14 protein-coding genes are annotated in these 17511 nt (G+C 28.1%); 13 read left to right on the top strand and 1 reads right to left on the bottom strand.

What is annotated here, in order from left to right; genetic code table 11:
- The first annotated feature begins 254 nt into the window (after positions 1 to 254).
- The 11 genes from MBCUT_RS07090 (at position 255) to MBCUT_RS07140 (ending at position 15021) form a co-directional block, all read left to right on the top strand.
- Positions 255 to 2330: a beta strand repeat-containing protein gene (locus MBCUT_RS07090; RefSeq protein WP_067259992.1), complete on the top strand. Its 2076-nt coding sequence runs from the start codon at positions 255 to 257 to the stop codon at positions 2328 to 2330.
- Between the two features lie 534 nt (positions 2331 to 2864).
- Positions 2865 to 3692: a nitrogenase iron protein gene (nifH, locus tag MBCUT_RS07095; RefSeq protein WP_067259993.1), complete on the top strand. Its 828-nt coding sequence runs from the start codon at positions 2865 to 2867 to the stop codon at positions 3690 to 3692.
- Between the two features lie 163 nt (positions 3693 to 3855).
- Positions 3856 to 4173 carry a P-II family nitrogen regulator gene (locus MBCUT_RS07100; protein WP_067259994.1) on the top strand — a complete coding sequence of 106 codons (318 nt, stop codon included), beginning with the start codon at positions 3856 to 3858 and terminating at the stop codon, positions 4171 to 4173.
- A gap of 47 nt (positions 4174 to 4220) precedes the next feature.
- A complete protein-coding gene (locus tag MBCUT_RS07105; RefSeq protein WP_067259995.1) occupies positions 4221 to 4589 on the top strand; it encodes a P-II family nitrogen regulator in 369 nt (122 codons plus the stop codon).
- Between the two features lie 347 nt (positions 4590 to 4936).
- Positions 4937 to 6418 carry a nitrogenase subunit alpha gene (locus MBCUT_RS07110; RefSeq protein WP_067259996.1) on the top strand — a complete coding sequence of 494 codons (1482 nt, stop codon included), beginning with the start codon at positions 4937 to 4939 and terminating at the stop codon, positions 6416 to 6418.
- On the top strand, positions 6415 to 7851 hold the full coding sequence (locus tag MBCUT_RS07115; protein WP_067259997.1) for a nitrogenase component 1: 1437 nt from the start codon (positions 6415 to 6417) through the stop codon (positions 7849 to 7851). The genes MBCUT_RS07110 and MBCUT_RS07115 overlap by 4 nt, the downstream gene beginning before the upstream one ends.
- 793 nt (positions 7852 to 8644) lie before the next feature.
- A complete protein-coding gene (nifE, locus tag MBCUT_RS07120) occupies positions 8645 to 10054 on the top strand; it encodes a nitrogenase iron-molybdenum cofactor biosynthesis protein NifE (protein WP_067259998.1) in 1410 nt (469 codons plus the stop codon).
- Positions 10047 to 11495, top strand: coding sequence for a nitrogenase component 1 (locus MBCUT_RS07125; RefSeq protein WP_084270755.1), 1449 nt, complete (start codon positions 10047 to 10049; stop codon positions 11493 to 11495). The genes nifE and MBCUT_RS07125 overlap by 8 nt, the downstream gene beginning before the upstream one ends.
- 183 nt (positions 11496 to 11678) lie before the next feature.
- Complete coding sequence (locus MBCUT_RS07130) at positions 11679 to 12005, top strand: NifB/NifX family molybdenum-iron cluster-binding protein (RefSeq protein WP_067259999.1); 327 nt, start codon at positions 11679 to 11681, stop codon at positions 12003 to 12005.
- 533 nt (positions 12006 to 12538) lie between these two features.
- Positions 12539 to 12811 (top strand): metal-sensing transcriptional repressor, encoded by a 273-nt coding sequence (locus MBCUT_RS07135; RefSeq protein WP_067260000.1) that lies wholly within the window; start codon positions 12539 to 12541, stop codon positions 12809 to 12811.
- A 329-nt stretch (positions 12812 to 13140) separates the two neighbouring features.
- Entirely contained in the window at positions 13141 to 15021 is a 1881-nt protein-coding gene (locus tag MBCUT_RS07140; RefSeq protein WP_067260001.1) for a heavy metal translocating P-type ATPase, read from the top strand.
- Positions 15022 to 15372: 351 nt separating this feature from the next.
- Here MBCUT_RS07140 and MBCUT_RS07145 read toward each other — a convergent pair whose 3' ends face one another.
- Positions 15373 to 16455, bottom strand: a complete 1083-nt coding sequence (locus tag MBCUT_RS07145; protein ID WP_067260002.1) for a class I SAM-dependent methyltransferase — start codon at positions 16453 to 16455, stop codon at positions 15373 to 15375.
- Positions 16456 to 16732: 277 nt separating this feature from the next.
- Here MBCUT_RS07145 and MBCUT_RS07150 point away from each other — a divergent pair, with 277 nt between their 5' ends.
- Both MBCUT_RS07150 and MBCUT_RS07155 read left to right on the top strand, forming a co-directional pair.
- Positions 16733 to 17218 (top strand): helix-turn-helix domain-containing protein, encoded by a 486-nt coding sequence (locus tag MBCUT_RS07150; RefSeq protein WP_067260003.1) that lies wholly within the window; start codon positions 16733 to 16735, stop codon positions 17216 to 17218.
- Positions 17219 to 17223: 5 nt separating this feature from the next.
- The coding region (locus MBCUT_RS07155) for a hypothetical protein (protein WP_211263788.1) at positions 17224 to 17511 on the top strand (288 nt) is incomplete at its 3' end.

Here is a 17511-nt window from a genome sequence, read left to right on the forward strand (position 1 = left end):
ATCTTTATATATGGGTAATTACTATAACTATAATTGTCCAGTGATTAAAGATTAATAGTTTAATAGTATACTAACTGTTCTTTTATGAACTAACAAGTTTTTTCATGTATCGAAACAATAACTTTAGCATAATTATTAAATATTTTTAGTCCTTTAATAATAGCTGGCAATCATATGAACATTAATTAAGAAAAAACATGACTCAACATAAAAAAAGTAATAATTTAATGTTCAAAAAAGAGGTGAAAAATATTATGAACAAAAATAAAAATACGAATCGAACAATCATGATTATAATAGCTATAACATTATTATTCGCATTTACCTTAAATACTGGTTTTGCAGCAACTGTACCTATTACTAATACTACTGAAGGTGGTATTAATGGAGCAATAACAAATGCAAGTACAAATCCTGGAGACATAATAGAATTAGCTCAAGGAAACTACACAGGAACCAACAATACAGGAATAACCATTAACAAAAACATAACAATTCAAGGAAACGGACCAAAAGGTAGTGTGGTCATTGATGCACAAAGCCAAAGACGTATATTCACAATAGCAAATAACACTAATGTGACTTTCATAAATATAACATTTCTAAATGGAAATGCTTCTGGCTATGGTGGAGCAATATGGTCTAATGGAATAGGGATATTAACTATTAACAACTGTAGCTTCATTAATAACTCTATTTCAGCTTCTGGTTATATGGGAGGAGCTATTTTTTCACAAAATCTTGGTTCTATCAATAATATAACTAACTGTATTTTTGAAAATAATGGTATTTTTGGAACTGGTGGTTATCATGGTGGAACTCTAGTTCTTGGTGTTAATAGTATTATAGATAACTGTAATTTTACCAATAATTTCGTGAATAATACTGTTGGAAATGGCGGTGCAATTGATGCTTCTGGAAATATAACCATTAAAAATTGTATTTTCACTAATAATACAGTGAAAGTTGGTAGTTCTGGAGTAGCACAGTTTCACGATGCTGATGTTACTATAATCAATTCTACTTTCATTGGTAACAAAGCAGGAAATAATGTCGGTGCTATTAATATATGGGGCGTTGGTTCTCTAAATGTGAGTGGATGTATCTTTACCAATAATACTGCTGTTGTCGGTAATTCTGGAGCTATTGCATCATTTGTTAATACAACAATTTCTAATAGTACTTTCACTAACAATCAAGCTGGTAATTCTGGTGGAGCTATTACTATTAATAATCCAAATAGTGAAATAAATAATAACACTTTCATCAACAATCAAGCTGGTAATTCTGGTGGAGCTATTATTAACCATGGTAATTCGTCTTTTTCAGGTAATACTATAGTTAATAACACTGCAGATAATGGTGGAGGAATTTACAACGGTGCTACTGGTAATGTTGATTTAGATAATAATATTATCACTGATAATGTTGGTGGGGATTTTGTTAATGATGGTAATGCTACTGTTGGTGATAACAACACCATAGGTAATGCTACCAATAATGGTAATGCTACTGTTGGTGATAACAACACCATAGGTAATGCTACTAATGATGGTGATTTGTCTGTTAGTGGTGAGAATAATGTACTAGATAATGTTACTAATGATGGTGATTTGTCTGTTAGTGGTGATAATAATACTATTAATAATCTCGTTGATAATGGTAATACTACCATTGGTGGTAGGATTTATTATCAATCCAATCTTATTTTATCTATTAGTGTTTCTAAAGATAAAGTAACTATTGTTGTAGTAGCTACAAACAGACGCACTAGTGAAAAGCTTGCTGGTGAGACAATTAATTTCTATGCTAATAATGAGTTAATTGGTTCTGCAGTTACTGATGAAAACGGTATTGCAATATTTACTTATACTGCACCAAATAAAGGAACATACAACATACGTGCTGATTTAGAACAATACAACATTACTAATGCTACTGGAAACTTCACAATCGAAGGATCTAACAACACTGCAAATGCAACTGTTAATGAAACAACACCAACTCCTACACCTACACCTACTCCTACTCCTAAACCAGCTGTCAAAACTACTAAAATATCAATATATTCAAGCAATCTCAGTAAAAAAGTGACAAACAAAAATATTGTTTATGTCAAAACAGTAAAATTCAAAAATTTCGGCGAAAAAACAGGCTCAAAAACCTACACAAAAACATTCAGCAAAAAATTCAAATTCATCGCAATAAAAGCAAGCAAATACATCAAATACACATTCAACAAAAAAACAAACACACTAAAAGTAACCATAACCAACTTAGCATACAAAAAACTAGCAACCATCAAATTCAAAGCCTACAGAAAAGCCTAAAAAGAATCTTTTTGAGAAGAATTAATTTATTCTTCTCTTCCATTTTCTCTTATTTTTTTACCTTTTCACTTCAAACATCACTAATTTTTAAATATTTGTCATGAGATTTATAAAAATTCTAAAGCTTGAATTTATGGCAAATTATTACTATTATTAATTTTTAAATAGAAGAATATCAATTCTATCATATTTTTTTCAATACTTTAAGATTTTGTTTAACATTATAACATTTTTTTGTGTTTTTATCCATATTTTTATCATTTTTTCTGAAAAATAGTAACATTTATATATCATGAAACACTAGATTAGTATACCGGAAGACGGAAGCCTTCTTCCGATATACTATTATATTTTTATCAATTTAAATTTATGGAATAATAAATTTTTAAGTAAAAATTTGATGAATTTTGATAAAAATATTTTAAATGGCTTAAATTTGATTATATATAGATTATAAACGAAATTTTCATAAATAATCTAATTTAAAATGGAAAATTAATAAAAAATATTTTAAACAACTATGGTGTAAATAAGATGGTAAGAAAAATAGCTATTTATGGAAAAGGTGGAATTGGAAAATCTACAACCACTCAGAATACTGCTGCTGCAATGGCACATTTTCATGATCAAAAAGTAATGATTCATGGGTGTGATCCAAAAGCAGATAGTACTCGAATGATACTTAGAGGTACTATGCAAAAGACTATGATGGATACCTTGAGAGAAGAAGGTGAAGAAGCATGTACTGTAGATAACATAATGTCAACTGGATTTGGAGGAATAAAATGTGTTGAATCTGGAGGTCCAGAACCTGGTGTAGGGTGTGCTGGACGTGGGGTTATTACTGCAATCACACTTATGGAAATGCAAAAAGTGTATGAGGACAATCTTGATTTTGTATTTTTTGATGTTTTAGGGGATGTTGTTTGTGGTGGATTTGCTATGCCTATTAGGGATGGTAAAGCTGAAGAAATTTATGTTGTAGCTTCTGGAGAAATGATGGCATTATATGCAGCTAACAACCTTTGTAAAGGTATGGTTAAATATGCAAATCAAAGTGGAGTTAGACTAGGGGGAATAATTTGTAATAGTCGTAATGTTGATGGTGAATTAGATCTAATGGAAGAGTTCTGTAAACGTTTAGGAACTCAAATGATTCATTTTGTTCCAAGAGATAACATTGTTCAAAAAGCAGAGTTTAACAAAAGAACTGTAGTTGATTTTGATGCAGAATGTAATCAAGCTAATGAATATGGAACATTAGGAGGAAAGATTATTAATAATGATAACTTTGTTATACCACAACCATTAGCTATGGAAGAATTAGAAGAATTAGTTGTTGAATATGGGGTCTTGGATTAGATAATGAACTAATTGGTTAGATAGTGGATTAGATAATGAACTAATTGGTTAGATAGTGGATTAGTTAGCCATATAATAAATATGTAGTGGATTAGTTAGTCATATGATAAATTATGTAGTGGATTAGTTAGTCATATAATAAATTACACAAAGGAGATCATATATGCAAATGATAAGAGCTATTTTAAGACCAGAAACGACTGATAAAACAGTTAGAGCATTAGATAAAGAAGGATTTCCTGCTTTAACAAAATTTGATGTTACTGGAAGAGGTAAACAAAAAGGTATTCAACATGAAGATTTCTTTTATGATGAGCTACCAAAAAAAATGATAATGTTAGTTGTTGATGATGATAATGTTGATGATGTAATTAATATAATTACCGATTCAGCAGTAACTGGGAATTTTGGGGATGGTAAAGTTTTTGTAAGTCCTGTAGATGAAGTTTACACAGTTAGAACTAGAAGTAAAGGTATTTAACTAATAAAATCAGTACATAGGAGTATTTACCAATAGGAGAATTAGTTATGAAAGAAATACTTGCTATAATACGACCAAATAAGATATCAAAAACAAAAGATGTTTTAGATGCTTTAGGTTACCCTGCTATGACTGCAATTGGAGTTTTTGGAAGAGGAAAACAAAAAGCAATTTTAGGTGAAGTAAATCTAAAAAATAGTGATTCTAAATTAAGAGAAGAATGTGGAGATATGGAATATGTTCCTAAAAGATTGATATCGCTTGTAGTTCCTGATGAAGATGTTCAATTAATAGTTGAAGCAATAATGAAAGTTAACTGTACAGGAAAAATTGGAGATGGTAAGATTTTTATCTGTCCAATAATCGACTCTGTAAGAGTTAGAAATAAAGATCAAGGAATTGAAGCTATTCTTTAAATAGTAGTTTTTTATTAATTTAGTAAAAAATAGTCTATATTTTGATTGGCTTAAATTCAATAATCAGTATTTTGATTATGAATAAGAGATTAGATTCAATAAGAGATTAGATTCAATATATCGTTAATTTTAATTGCAATCTATCTTTCATTTAAATTATTAATAATATTTTATATTAAAAATATATCCAATAGTAGTGCTTTATAATGAAATTAAGCTTTATATGGAAATTATTAATAATTATATGAAACTATTCATAATATTTTAAACATTTATAATAAATATTTTATAAGAATTTTAAAAATCACGATATAATATTGGCTAAACTAAATCATGGGAGAGTTGATATGCCATATAAATTATTTGATGTTAACAAAGAGATACCTGAGAGAAAAGAACACGTTTATGTAAAACACTGTAATGATGATGATGAAGATATAAAATGTAATACAAGTACGATACCAGGATGTATGACTGCAAGAGGATGTGTTTATGCAGGATCTAAGGGAGTTATAGGGGGAGCTATAAAAGATGTTATTCAAGTAGTTCATTCTCCAGTAGGTTGTACAACTTATGGTGGAGGGGCTAAAAGATATCCTTCACAACCAAACATGCCTGATGGAAGTGAATTTCCTATAGATAATTTTAATATAAAATATGTTTGTGGAACAGATTTAAAAGAATCTGATGTTGTATTTGGTGGAACAAAAAAATTGAAACAAGCTATCATTGATGCAAATAAAGAGTTTCCTTATGCAACTGCAATATATTGTTATGCTACATGTACAACAGGCCTAATTGGTGACGATATGGATGCTGTTGCAAAAGAGCTAAGTGAGGAACTTGGAAAAGATGTTGTTGCATTTAACACAGCAGGATTCGCTGGACCTTCTCAATCAAAAGGACATCATATAGCTAACAATACAATTTTTGACAGATTAGTAGGAACAAAAGAACCACCAAAAACTACAGAATATGATATTGGATTAATAGGAGAATATAATATTGATGGTGACTTATGGGTGATAGAAAAATATCTTAAAGAAATGGGTGTAAATGTATTATCTCGTTTTACAGGTGATTCAACTCATGATGAAATTTGTTGGATGCATAGGACTAAATTAAATCTTGTTAGATGTCAAAGATCTGCAACATATATTGCAGAGCTTATAGAAGAAAAATATGGCACTCCTTATCTCAAAGTTGATTTTTTCTCAGTTCAGTACTGTGTAGATAATTTAAGAGCAATAGGCAGGCACTTTGGACTTGAAGAAGAAGCTGAAAAAGTCATAAAAAAATATTTGTATCCAATTAAAGAGGAACTCGCCTTTTATAAAGAGAAACTGACAGGTAAGAAAGTTTATATTTTCTCTGGTGGTCCAAAAAGTTGGCATTTATCTACTCCAATTGAAAATGAATTAGGAATGGAAGTCATAGCTGTAGCTTCAGAATTCGAACACGCAGATGGATTTGTTAAAATGAAAGATCGTGTTAGGCAAGGTGCTACAATAGTTGATGATCCTAATACATTAGAATTGGAAGAAATGATAGCTAATGATAAACCAGATATAATATTGGCAGGTATAAAAGAAAAATATTTGGTTCATAAGCTAGGTGTTCCAAGTATCATGATCCATTCTTATGAGAATGGACCATATATAGGTTTTGAAGGATTTTTAAACTTAGCAAAAGACATTTATGCTTATGTAAATACTCCTGTATGGAATATGTTAGAATTCGATCCAAATTCTCAAAATGAAGATAATAATATAGATAATGAAACAATTTCAAATGGATCTAAGCAAAGTGCTGTGGGGGCAGGTAAATGACTTTTGTTGATAATATTACTGAAGATACTTGTGCTAATTGTGGGAATGTTAATGTAATGAAAAGAGAAAGATCTCTAATTATAAACCCTCTTAAAACTTGCCAACCTTTAGGTGCTATGTATGCTATTCTTGGTGTTGAGAAAGGAATACCTTTAGTTCATGGATCTCAAGGTTGTTCTACCTTTGTAAGATATCATCTTGCAAGACACTTTAGAGAACCTATAGAAATAGCTGTAACTTCATTACACGAATCAGCAGCTGTTTTTGGTGGAAGAAAAAATATAAATTCGGGTATTAAAAATATTGCACTTAGATATAGGCCTGAACTTATTGGAGCCATAACTACATGTTCAAGTGAAATTATTGGAGATGATGTTTTTGGTTTTGTAGATACCACAAAACGCGAACTTAAAGAAATGGCTGAAGAAGAACAATACAAAGGAATTGATAATGTTAAAGTTGTTCCTATTCCAACACCAAGTTTTGTAGGAACACACTTTACAGGTTACAATGTAGCTGTTAATTCATTAATACAAAATGTCACAGAGCCAAGTGATGAAAAGAACGGAAAAATTAATTTAATTCCTGGTATAATAAACCCTGGAGATACCAAAGAATTAAAACATATTATGCATTTATTGGGTGCTGAAGCAACATATCTTACAGATATTTCAGATGCTTTTGATGCTCCACTTAGACCATCTACTGAATCAACCCCATTTTTCCAAAAAGGTGGAGTAACTGTTGATGAAATAAAAGATGTATCAAAAGCTGAAGGAACAATTACAATATGTAAATATGCTAAATCTGGTGCAGAAACCCTTGAAACTACTCATAAAGTTCCAGCTATTATTGAATCTCCTCCAATAGGCTTACAAAACACTGATAAATTTCTAAGAAATATTCAGCTATTAACTGATGTTGAAATTCCAGAAAGTCTTCTTAATGAAAGAGGATTACTTGTAGATTTAATTGCAGATATTGCAGCAAGATATTTATTTGATAAAAATGTTGCAATAGTTGGTGATCCAGATCTTGTAACTGGAATGGCAAGACTTGTTGGAGAGTTAGGTATGAATCCTACGGTGGTTTGTACTGGATCAGATGATGTAACTTTTTCAGAGGATATGAAAAAAATAGCTAAAGAAGTAGGCACTGATATTGATGTTTTACTTGATCAAGACTTAAGAGCCTTTGAACTTTATGTTAAAGACAATGAAATTGATATAATGTTAGGTAATTCTGATTTAAGATTTATAAATTATGAAACTAAAATACCTCTAGTTAGATTTGGATATCCTACTTATGATAGGGTAGGGTATCATTCTAATCCAATTATGGGTTATAGAGGAGCTAAAAGATTAACTGAAATGATAACTAATGCAGTATTAGAAAAATATTATGATCCATATCATTGGAAACTTCAACAGTAAATGATTTAGTTAGATATAATTAATTTAGATTTAGTCAGATATAATTAATTTAGAGTAATATTATTTTAATGATTTTAGATTTAGTTTAAAAATCTAGAGCTTGTTAAAATGTTAGTTAAGATAATTTTATTGAATTTAAATTTATTTAGACATTTTTAAATAACTTCAATGAATTTAAATTTATTTAATTTATTTTACACACTTTTAAATAGTTAACGTATATTGCTTTATTATTATAATAACTAGTTTATATTGATTCATATCTATAATAATTATTTTGTATTAATTTAAATTTATATTAATTAGTTTTTATTGATTTATATCTATAATAATTATTTTATATTGATTTATATCTATAATAATTAGTTTTTATTGATTTATATCTATATTAATTAGTTTTTATTGATTTATATCTATATTAATTAAATTATATTAATTTATTATTATAATAATTAATTTATTGGTTTATATTTAAAATGATTAATTTCTATTAGCTTGTATTTAAAATTATTAGTTTGTATTGGTTTATATTTAAAATGATTAATTTCTATTAGCTTGTATTTAAAATTATCAGTTTGTATTGGTTTATATTTAAAATGATTAATTTATATTAGTTTATATTTAAAATTATTAGTTTGTATTGTTTTGTATTTAAAATTATTAGTTTATATTGATTTATATATAAAATGATTAATTTATATTAATTTATATTTGTAATAATTAATTTTTATTTAATAATGCTATTTATTACAAATATAGTGATAGTAATTACATAGTTAGGGGATAATTTATAATGGAACAAGAGAATAGTAGTACTGAACCGATTATTAAAACATTTAAGTCACGTGAAAAGCATATGTGTATAAAAAGAGGAAATTTATCTCTTCCTGAATGTGATACTCCAGGAATTCCTGGAACTGTAACTCAAAGAACATGTGTATTTGGTGGTGCAAGAATAGTATTAATGCCAATTACAGATGCACTTCATCTTGTACATGGTCCTATAGGATGTGCATCATGTACATGGGATATAAGGGGAAGTAAGTCTTCTGATTCAAAGTTATATAAACAAGGATGTTCTAGTGACTTGAAAGAAAAAGATATTATTTTTGGAGGAGAAAGAAAGCTGTATGATTCAATAATAGAACTTCATAAGCTTCATGACCCTGGAGCTATTTTTGTTTATGCAACATGTGTTTCAGGAGTTATTGGTGATGATATAAAAAGTGTTTGTAATGAAGCAGAGAGAATAACTAGCTGTAGGGTTATACCTGTTCAATCTGAAGGATTTCAAGATCATAATAAAACAAAAGGCCATTGGATTGGTTGTGATGCACTTATAGATAGTGTTATAGGAACTTCTGAGATGGGTGTGGAAGATGCTACACCATTTGATATTAATATCCTTGGAGAGTTTAATGTAGCTGGTGATCTATGGGGTATTAAGCCATTATTGGAGTATTTAGGATTAAATATAATTAGTGCAATAACTGGAGATTCTAAAGTTGAAGAAATAGCTAAATCACATCATGCAAAGTTAAATATTGTTCAATGTCAAAAATCATCTAACTACTTAGCTAAAAAAATGGAGAAAAAATATGGAATTCCCTCTCTTAAAGTAAATTTTTTCGGAATTGAAAGTACAATAACTTCTATTACTGAAATTGTAGAGTTTTTTGATCATGAAGAAATGAAGATTAAGGCCAACAACCTTATTGAAAATGGATTGAAAAATCTTGATGAAAAATTAAGAGAATATAAGCAAAGACTTAATGGAAAAACTGTAGCATTATATGTTGGTGGTAATAAAGCATGGTCTTTAGTTCGTGCCTTTGAAGAGTTAGGCATGAATGTAATAATGTCTGGAACAAAAAATGGAATAAAAGAGGATTATGAAAATATTCGTGATGTAGTAAAAGAAGGTACATTAATTGTTGATGATGCAAATTCAACTGAATTAATGAGACTTTTAAAAAAATACAAACCAAATTTACTTATTTCTGGTGCAAAAGAAAAATATATTGCTTTAAAATTAGGAGTATCATTTTGTGATTTTAATCACGACAGAATCTCTGCATTTGCAGGCTTTAAAGGTTTTTTAGAATTTGCAAAAGAAGTGGATGCTGCTGTATCAACATCTGTCTGGAACATTGTTAAAACAGAACTTAGGCAGAAATCAATTAAGGAGGATATTCATGTATAATAAATTAGAATATAGTAGTAACAACAGTAATAGCCAATGTAGTCATAATTTTAATGAGAAGCTTGGAGACTATGATAAAAAATTTGCTGTTGTTAATCCTACTAGGATGTGTCAACCAATGGGTGCTATACAAGCTATGATGGGTGTTAAAAATGCCATGCCTCTTATTCATGGATCACAAGGTTGTGCTACATACATGCGCTTTCAGTTAATTAGACATTTTAGAGAACCTATTGAGGTAGCTTCAACTTCATTAAGTGAAAAAACTGTTATTTATGGAGGAGAACCCAATTTATTAAAGGCACTTAAAAATATTTCAGAAAAGCAAAACCCTAGTATGATTTGTGTAATGAGTAGCTGTTTAACAGACACTATTGGGGATGATATTGCAGGAATCATTGAAAAATTCCAAGATGCTAATATAGGAATAGATTTGCCTGAAATGGTTCCTATATCCACTCCCAGTTATGCAGGTTCACATGTAGAAGGCTATGATAAAGCAATTTTATCTCTTGTTGAACATTTTGGAATATTTTCAGTTCCTAACAGTAAAATAAATCTAATAATGGGCGATTTATCCCCTGCTAATGTAATGGAAATAAAAAATCTGATGAATGATTTGGGATGTGAATCAATTATACTCACTGACACATCAAAAAATCTTGATGCCCCTTTGGATGAAGAAACATTGGAATTACACAAATATGGAACAACTATGGAAGAATTAAAAGACACTCCTAATTCTAAAGCTACAATAGCTTTATCTAAACATGTTGATTCTGCAGGTAAATATTTGGAATGTAATTTTAATGTAAAATCTATTTCAGGGCCATTACCTGTTGGTATTAAAAATACTGATGAATTTGTAAATAATATATGTAATGTAATGGGAATTGATGTTCCAGATTCTGTTGAAAGAGATAGGGGAAGATTAAAAGATGTTTTAGTAGATGCTCATGCATATAACTACAGAAAGAAAGTAGCTATTTATGGTGATCCTGATGTTGTAATAGCTATGGCTAGAATGGTTAGTGAGATGGGCATGCTTCCTGAAGTTTTATGTGTTGGAGTTGAAAGTCCAAGATTTAAGGAAGATGTAAATGAATTAGTCAATGATATTAATTATCAACCTGTTGTTTTAGAAAATAAAGACTTGTATGATTTAGAGCAAGTATTATCTGTTAATAAGGTGGATTTACTTATTGGAAATGCTTATGGAGCATCAATAGCTAAGAAAGAAAATATTCCTTTATTTAGAATAGGTTTTCCTATTTTTGATAGAATTGGATCTCAAAGAATAAGCTTTTTAGGATACAATGGTGGAATAAAATTTGTAGATGCCATAACTAACATGATTTTAGACAACTACTATGATGCAGAAGGATATAAGATTGTTGAGGAAGAATTTTCTCTAGATCTTGTTGATGAAGAGCTTTCATAGAATCCCCTAAGTCTTGATGAAATACAATTGGAAAATCAGAATAAAAACTATTAATTTCATATTTAGTAAATTTGAGTATGATTAATTAATAATGTTAAGAATTACTTGAAAACACCCCATTAAAGAGATCCTTATTCAACTTTATATTTATAATTACTATTATAATAATTAAGGAGAGATTATATGAAAGTAGCTGTAGCTTCAACTGACGGTAAAAAGATTAATCTTCACTTTGGAGATGCTGATCAATTTTTCATATTTGATATATGTGCTGATGAAAATACTTTTGAAGAAGTAAGAAAGAAAACAAAGTTACCTTTAGAAGATCACACTGAAAGATGGAGAGCATCAATTGATCTTATTGAAGATTGTAAAGCGGTTTTATGTTCAAAAATTGGAAAAGAACCTCATATTGAACTTAGAAAAATGGGAATTAAAGCTATTAAATTGGATTGTAATATTAAAGATGCTGTAAAAGAATGTTCTAAACATTTAAAATTGGATAGCTAGATTAATTGGATAGCTAGATTATCGTTTTATAACAATAGCTATTTTCATCTAAATTTAGAATAAATTAATTTAAATTTTTATTATATTCTTTATTTTATTTTTATCATATTCTTTAGTATTTTTTATTATTTTACTAATTTAATAATAATTTTTAGGTCTTTTTATCATTTTTTTATATTTAATAATAATTTTTAGGTCTTTTTATCGTTTTTTTATAATAATGATAATTATTTGATAATTTTTAATTTTTTAAATATAATATTTGTGGAAAAGTTCTTAAATTTTGAAAATAAATTAAATTCTCAATATCATTTATTTTTAATTATAAGATCTTAAAATTGAGTATTGTTAAAAATGTATTATTTAAACATGCTTCTTAATCTAATAAATTGATTAAAATTATTAACTTAAAATTATAATATTTTTTAGATAATTTATTTATTAAAAACTTTATGAATTGACTATACTATTTTACTTATATTTAAATAGTATATTATACTAATACCACTATAGGTATAGTTGGAGTTTAAAAAATGAAACAATGTATGGATTCAGATAATCTTCATAGAAGATTGAAAAAAATAATTGGTCAAGTAAAGGCTATTGATAGAATGATCGATGAAGATATTCCTTGTGAGGATGTTTTAATGCAAATTAATGCATCGAAATCTGCATTACACAAAGTAGGGAAAATTGTTTTAGAAGGCCATTTAAGTCATTGTGTTAAAGAAGGCATAAAATCTGGAAACAGTGATAAAACTATTAAAGATTTTGCAAAAGCTGTTGATTATTATTCTAGATTGTAGTTCTGGATTATTATTCTAGTTTGTAGTTCTGGATTATTATTCTAGTTTGTAGTTCTGGATTATTATTCTAGTTTGTAGTTCTGGATTATTATTTTAGATTGTAGTTCTGGATTATTATTCTAGATTGTAATGGTCATCATTTTTTGTTATCTTCTTAACCAGTAATCTGAATTTAATAAACACTAAGTCAATAATTTTTAAATTATTGGCTATTTTTATTTCAATAATATATACCCATACCCCTATTCCTATTAAATATACCTATACACGTATGCCTATTGATGACATATTTCTATTTAGTGATTGAGTTTTATATAAGGAGCAATCTTATGAATCTAAAAAACATATTGTTCAATACAGAAAAAAGAACGGTGATATTTCTTGTTATTTCATTACTTGCATTACTATTAAGTTTTGTTAATATAACTTTATATGGGGTTAATTTTGCATGGATAGCTATTATTCTATGTGGAATTCCAATAATTAAAGATGCAGTAGTGGGGCTTGTAACTGAATTTGATATTAAAGCAGATGTTTTAGTAGCTATGGCGTTAATAGCTTCTATAATAATTGGGGAGATATTTGCAGCTGGAGAAATTGCATTTATAATGGCAATTGGTGGATTATTAGAAGAATACACAGTAGCTAGATCAAAAGCAGGAATAGAAAAATTGATTCAGTTAACTCCTAGAACTGCAAGAAGCATAAAAGATGGAAATGAAGAGATTATAGATGCTAAAGATGTAAAAATTGGAGATTTAATTAAAATATTACCTGGAGAAACCATTCCTGCCGATGGTGAAATTGTAGACGGGGAAACTTCAGTTGATCAATCTATAATGACAGGGGAACCTATTCCAGTAGATAAAACTGTCGATGATGAAGTCTTCAGTGGAACAGTTAATCAATTTGGTTCAATCATTGTGAAATCAACTAAATTAGGTAAGGATAGCTCTCTTAATAGAATGATTTCATTAGTAGAATCTGCTGATGCTGGAAAATCCAAAATAGTAAGATTGACTGATAAATGGGCAACTTGGATTGTGGTAATAGCTCTTGGATTAGCTATACTCACTTGGTTTTTAACAGGAGAAATAATCCGATCAGTGACTATTTTAGTAGTATTCTGTCCATGTGCACTTGTTCTGGCTACTCCTACAGCTATTGTGGCAGCTATTGGTAACTTGACTAAGGTTGGTATTTTAGTAAAAGAAGGAGATGCATTAGAAAGGCTTTCTAAAGTTAAAAAGATTATATTTGATAAAACAGGAACTTTAACTTATGGAAAACCTGAAGTTACTGATATTATTTTATATGAAGATCATGATAAAGAAAAATTACTTCAAATTATAGCTTCTTTAGAGAATAAATCAGAACACCCTTTAGGAAAGTCCATAGTTAATTATTATAATAATCATGAAAACGAAAGGAATCAAGGGGTCTATATTAGTAAGTTATTACATGTAATAGACTTTGAGATGATTATTGGCAAAGGAATAAAAGGAAAAGTAGACGGTAAAGAAGTACTAGCAGGCAATGTTGAGCTTTTTAAAGATAATAATATATCTATCCCTAGAACTTGGCAAAATGAAAAATTATCTGATTTTAATGAAGAAGGTTGTATAATTATTTATTTAGCTATTGAAAGTGAATTTATGGGAGCTTTGATCCTAAATGATGTTTTAAGAAAAGATGCTAAAGAGGTTATAAATTCCATAGAAAACTCTCAATTAGAACCTATACTTGTAACAGGGGATAATGAAAAACCAGCTAAACACATGGCAAAGCAATTAGGAATATCTAACATCTCCTATAATTCTCTTCCAGAAACAAAAATGAATATTATAAATGATTATCAAAAAAACAATGAAAAAGTTGCTATGATTGGTGATGGAGTTAATGATGCACCTTCTTTAAAAAAAGCGTTTGTTGGCATAGCTATGGGTGGAATTGGGAGTGATATAGCTATTGATGCTGCAGATATAGTTTTAATCAGCGATGACATCAAATTTATTCCTCATTTACTAGGAATATCAAAGAAAACCATGAAAACTATAAATATCAATATAATGATTTCCTTATTGTTGAATTTCATAGCTATAATATTGGCAATTTTAGGTATTTTAAACCCTATTACTGGAGCATTGGTTCATAATATTGGTTCTGTATTAGTGGTTATATATTCTTCTTTGTTATTGATGTGGAAATAAAGAAGTGATTAAATAAAATTAATATAGTTGAGGTGGAAATAAAGAAGTGATTAAATAAAATTAATATAGTTGAGGTGGAAATAAAGAAATGATTAAATAAAATTAATATAGTTGATGTGGAAATAAAAAAAATGATTAAATAAAATTAAATATATTATTGGACAAAACTTCTCAAAACTATAATATTTTTAATAATATTAATTATAATCGTTATTTTTATATATAAGATGATTTTAACGATTAAAATTTAATATTATTTTTAAATCAAATGTCGAGTACTATATAATGTTATATAAACAGTTATCTAGGTCTCAAAATTATCATTATTTTAGTGATTAATTCATATATTTATTAAAAATCTGAAATTTTAGCATCTATACATATATGCCATTGTCCAGGACTACTTGATTTTACCTTACGACTACCTAAAATTTCAAGTTGCTTATCATATTTTAATGCTGATTTGGATATTCGTTCTATTCCTTGATCATAATTTTCAGCAAACTCATAGTAATGTAGTATCCCATTATTGTTCATGAGTAGAATAGCTAAATCTAAAAATTCATATGCAGTTCCTGGAAGATTCATTATGATTCTATCAAATTTCATATTTTTTTCTTTAAAATTCTTAGCTATTTGAGTTATATCTCCATGAATTGGGTGAATTTTACCTTTAAGTTTGTTTAGATGGATATTTTCTTTCATGTGGAGAATAGCTGATTTATTTATATCTACTGCATATATTTCAACATCTCTTCTTTTAGCTATTAATATAGGAAATGGCCCAATTCCTGCAAACATGTCTAATACCATTTCTTTATCTTTAACTTGACTAGCTATTCTTTTTCTTTCTGTAGCTAGTCGTGGGGAGAAGTAAACATCTTTAACATCTAGAGAAAATCGCGCTCCATGTTCTTTATGAATTGTTCTTGTTTCGTTTTCTCCAGCTATATTTTCAATTTGCCGAATTCTTGTTATTCCTTCTATTGCACTTTTTTTCATGAAAACACCTTTTCTTTTTGTGAAATCAAGTGCAGCATGTCCTATAATATCTTTATGTTTCTGGAGTTTTTCAGGAATTTCAAGAATAACCACATCTCCAATGATATCAAATGATGTTTTTAATTCTTCAATCTCATCATTTGATAGTTTTCCTTCTAAATTTTCAGCTATACTTTTTGGGTATTTTTTAATTTTTTCTAGATTCTTTTCAACAACTTCAATAGCTATTTTTTCTTCATTTTGACCCTTTAGTTTCTTTTTTAACTCATTTTCTAGTTCAATAATAACATCATTGTCTATTTTTCTGTTGATGGGGATATAGCCATAGCTATCAGAGCTTTGAATTTTATAATTCATGTCAATAATCTCTTTTTCCATTAGAATTATACGTAATTTATTTGTTTCTTTTAATGGAATTTTAATAGCTAGCATAGAATCACTTAAATCTTTATAGAATATCTTTAATGATTTATTAATAAAAATAAAATTTTTAAATTTTACTTTAGTTATTTATTGTTTTTCCTTTTTAAGTACTTTTTTAGGCTTTGTAGAAATCATGTTTGGATTTTTGTATTGGATGTTTTTGTGTGGTGATATATTTCATAACAAGTGTTTTTGAGTTTAGTTTCTTTATTTTTTTATAGTCCTGAAAGGAAAGTTTATAAGTAATGATTTTCATATATTAATATGATATATGGGGTTGTTACTCATGGTTAATATGGTTCAAAAAAGGGTTAAAAATCATTTATCTAAAAATGAATTAAAAAGCATGATTAAATGTTTTAAAAACAATTGTAGGATGTATAAAAAATTTGTTTTCATTAATATGGTTCGCGATGGTAAAAAAGTTTCTGAAGCTTGCGATATTCTTAATATAGGTGAATCTACAGGCCATAAATGGCTGGATCTTTATAATGAGAAAGGACCAGAAAGTTTATATCCTAATTATCAAAACTGTGGCAGACATTCAATGATGTCTGATGAACAATTAGATGAATTTAGCAGAATAATTGAAAATGAAGAGTATTTAACAGCTAAAAGGGCTCATGAGATCATTAAAGCAAGATACAATATAGATTATACTATTCAGAATGTTAAAAACATCTTAAAAAAGCTAGAATATAATAAAAGCAAACCTTATCAAAAATTTTCTAAAAAACCAGAAAATGCTGAAGAAAGCTTAAAAAAAAACTAAAAGATGTGAATCTTAATAAAGACATTGTAGGATCTTTAGATGAAGCTAGATATGATAATAAATGTAATTCTGGGAAATTATTCTATAAAAAAGGATTTAAAAATGAAATTATAAGAAACGGTGATAGATTTAGCATAAATGCCTTTGGTTTTCAGACATTTGATGGCAATTCTTTAATAAAATTTAAAAGAACTGCACGAACTTTTGATCTATCAACTTTTTATTGTGAAATAAGAATTAATAACATGGAATCTAAAGAAAATACAGCTAAATTACAGTTATTAATAGATGAA

Origin of the sequence: Methanobrevibacter cuticularis, from assembly GCF_001639285.1 — an archaeon.
GTDB lineage: Archaea > Methanobacteriota > Methanobacteria > Methanobacteriales > Methanobacteriaceae > Methanobaculum > Methanobaculum cuticulare.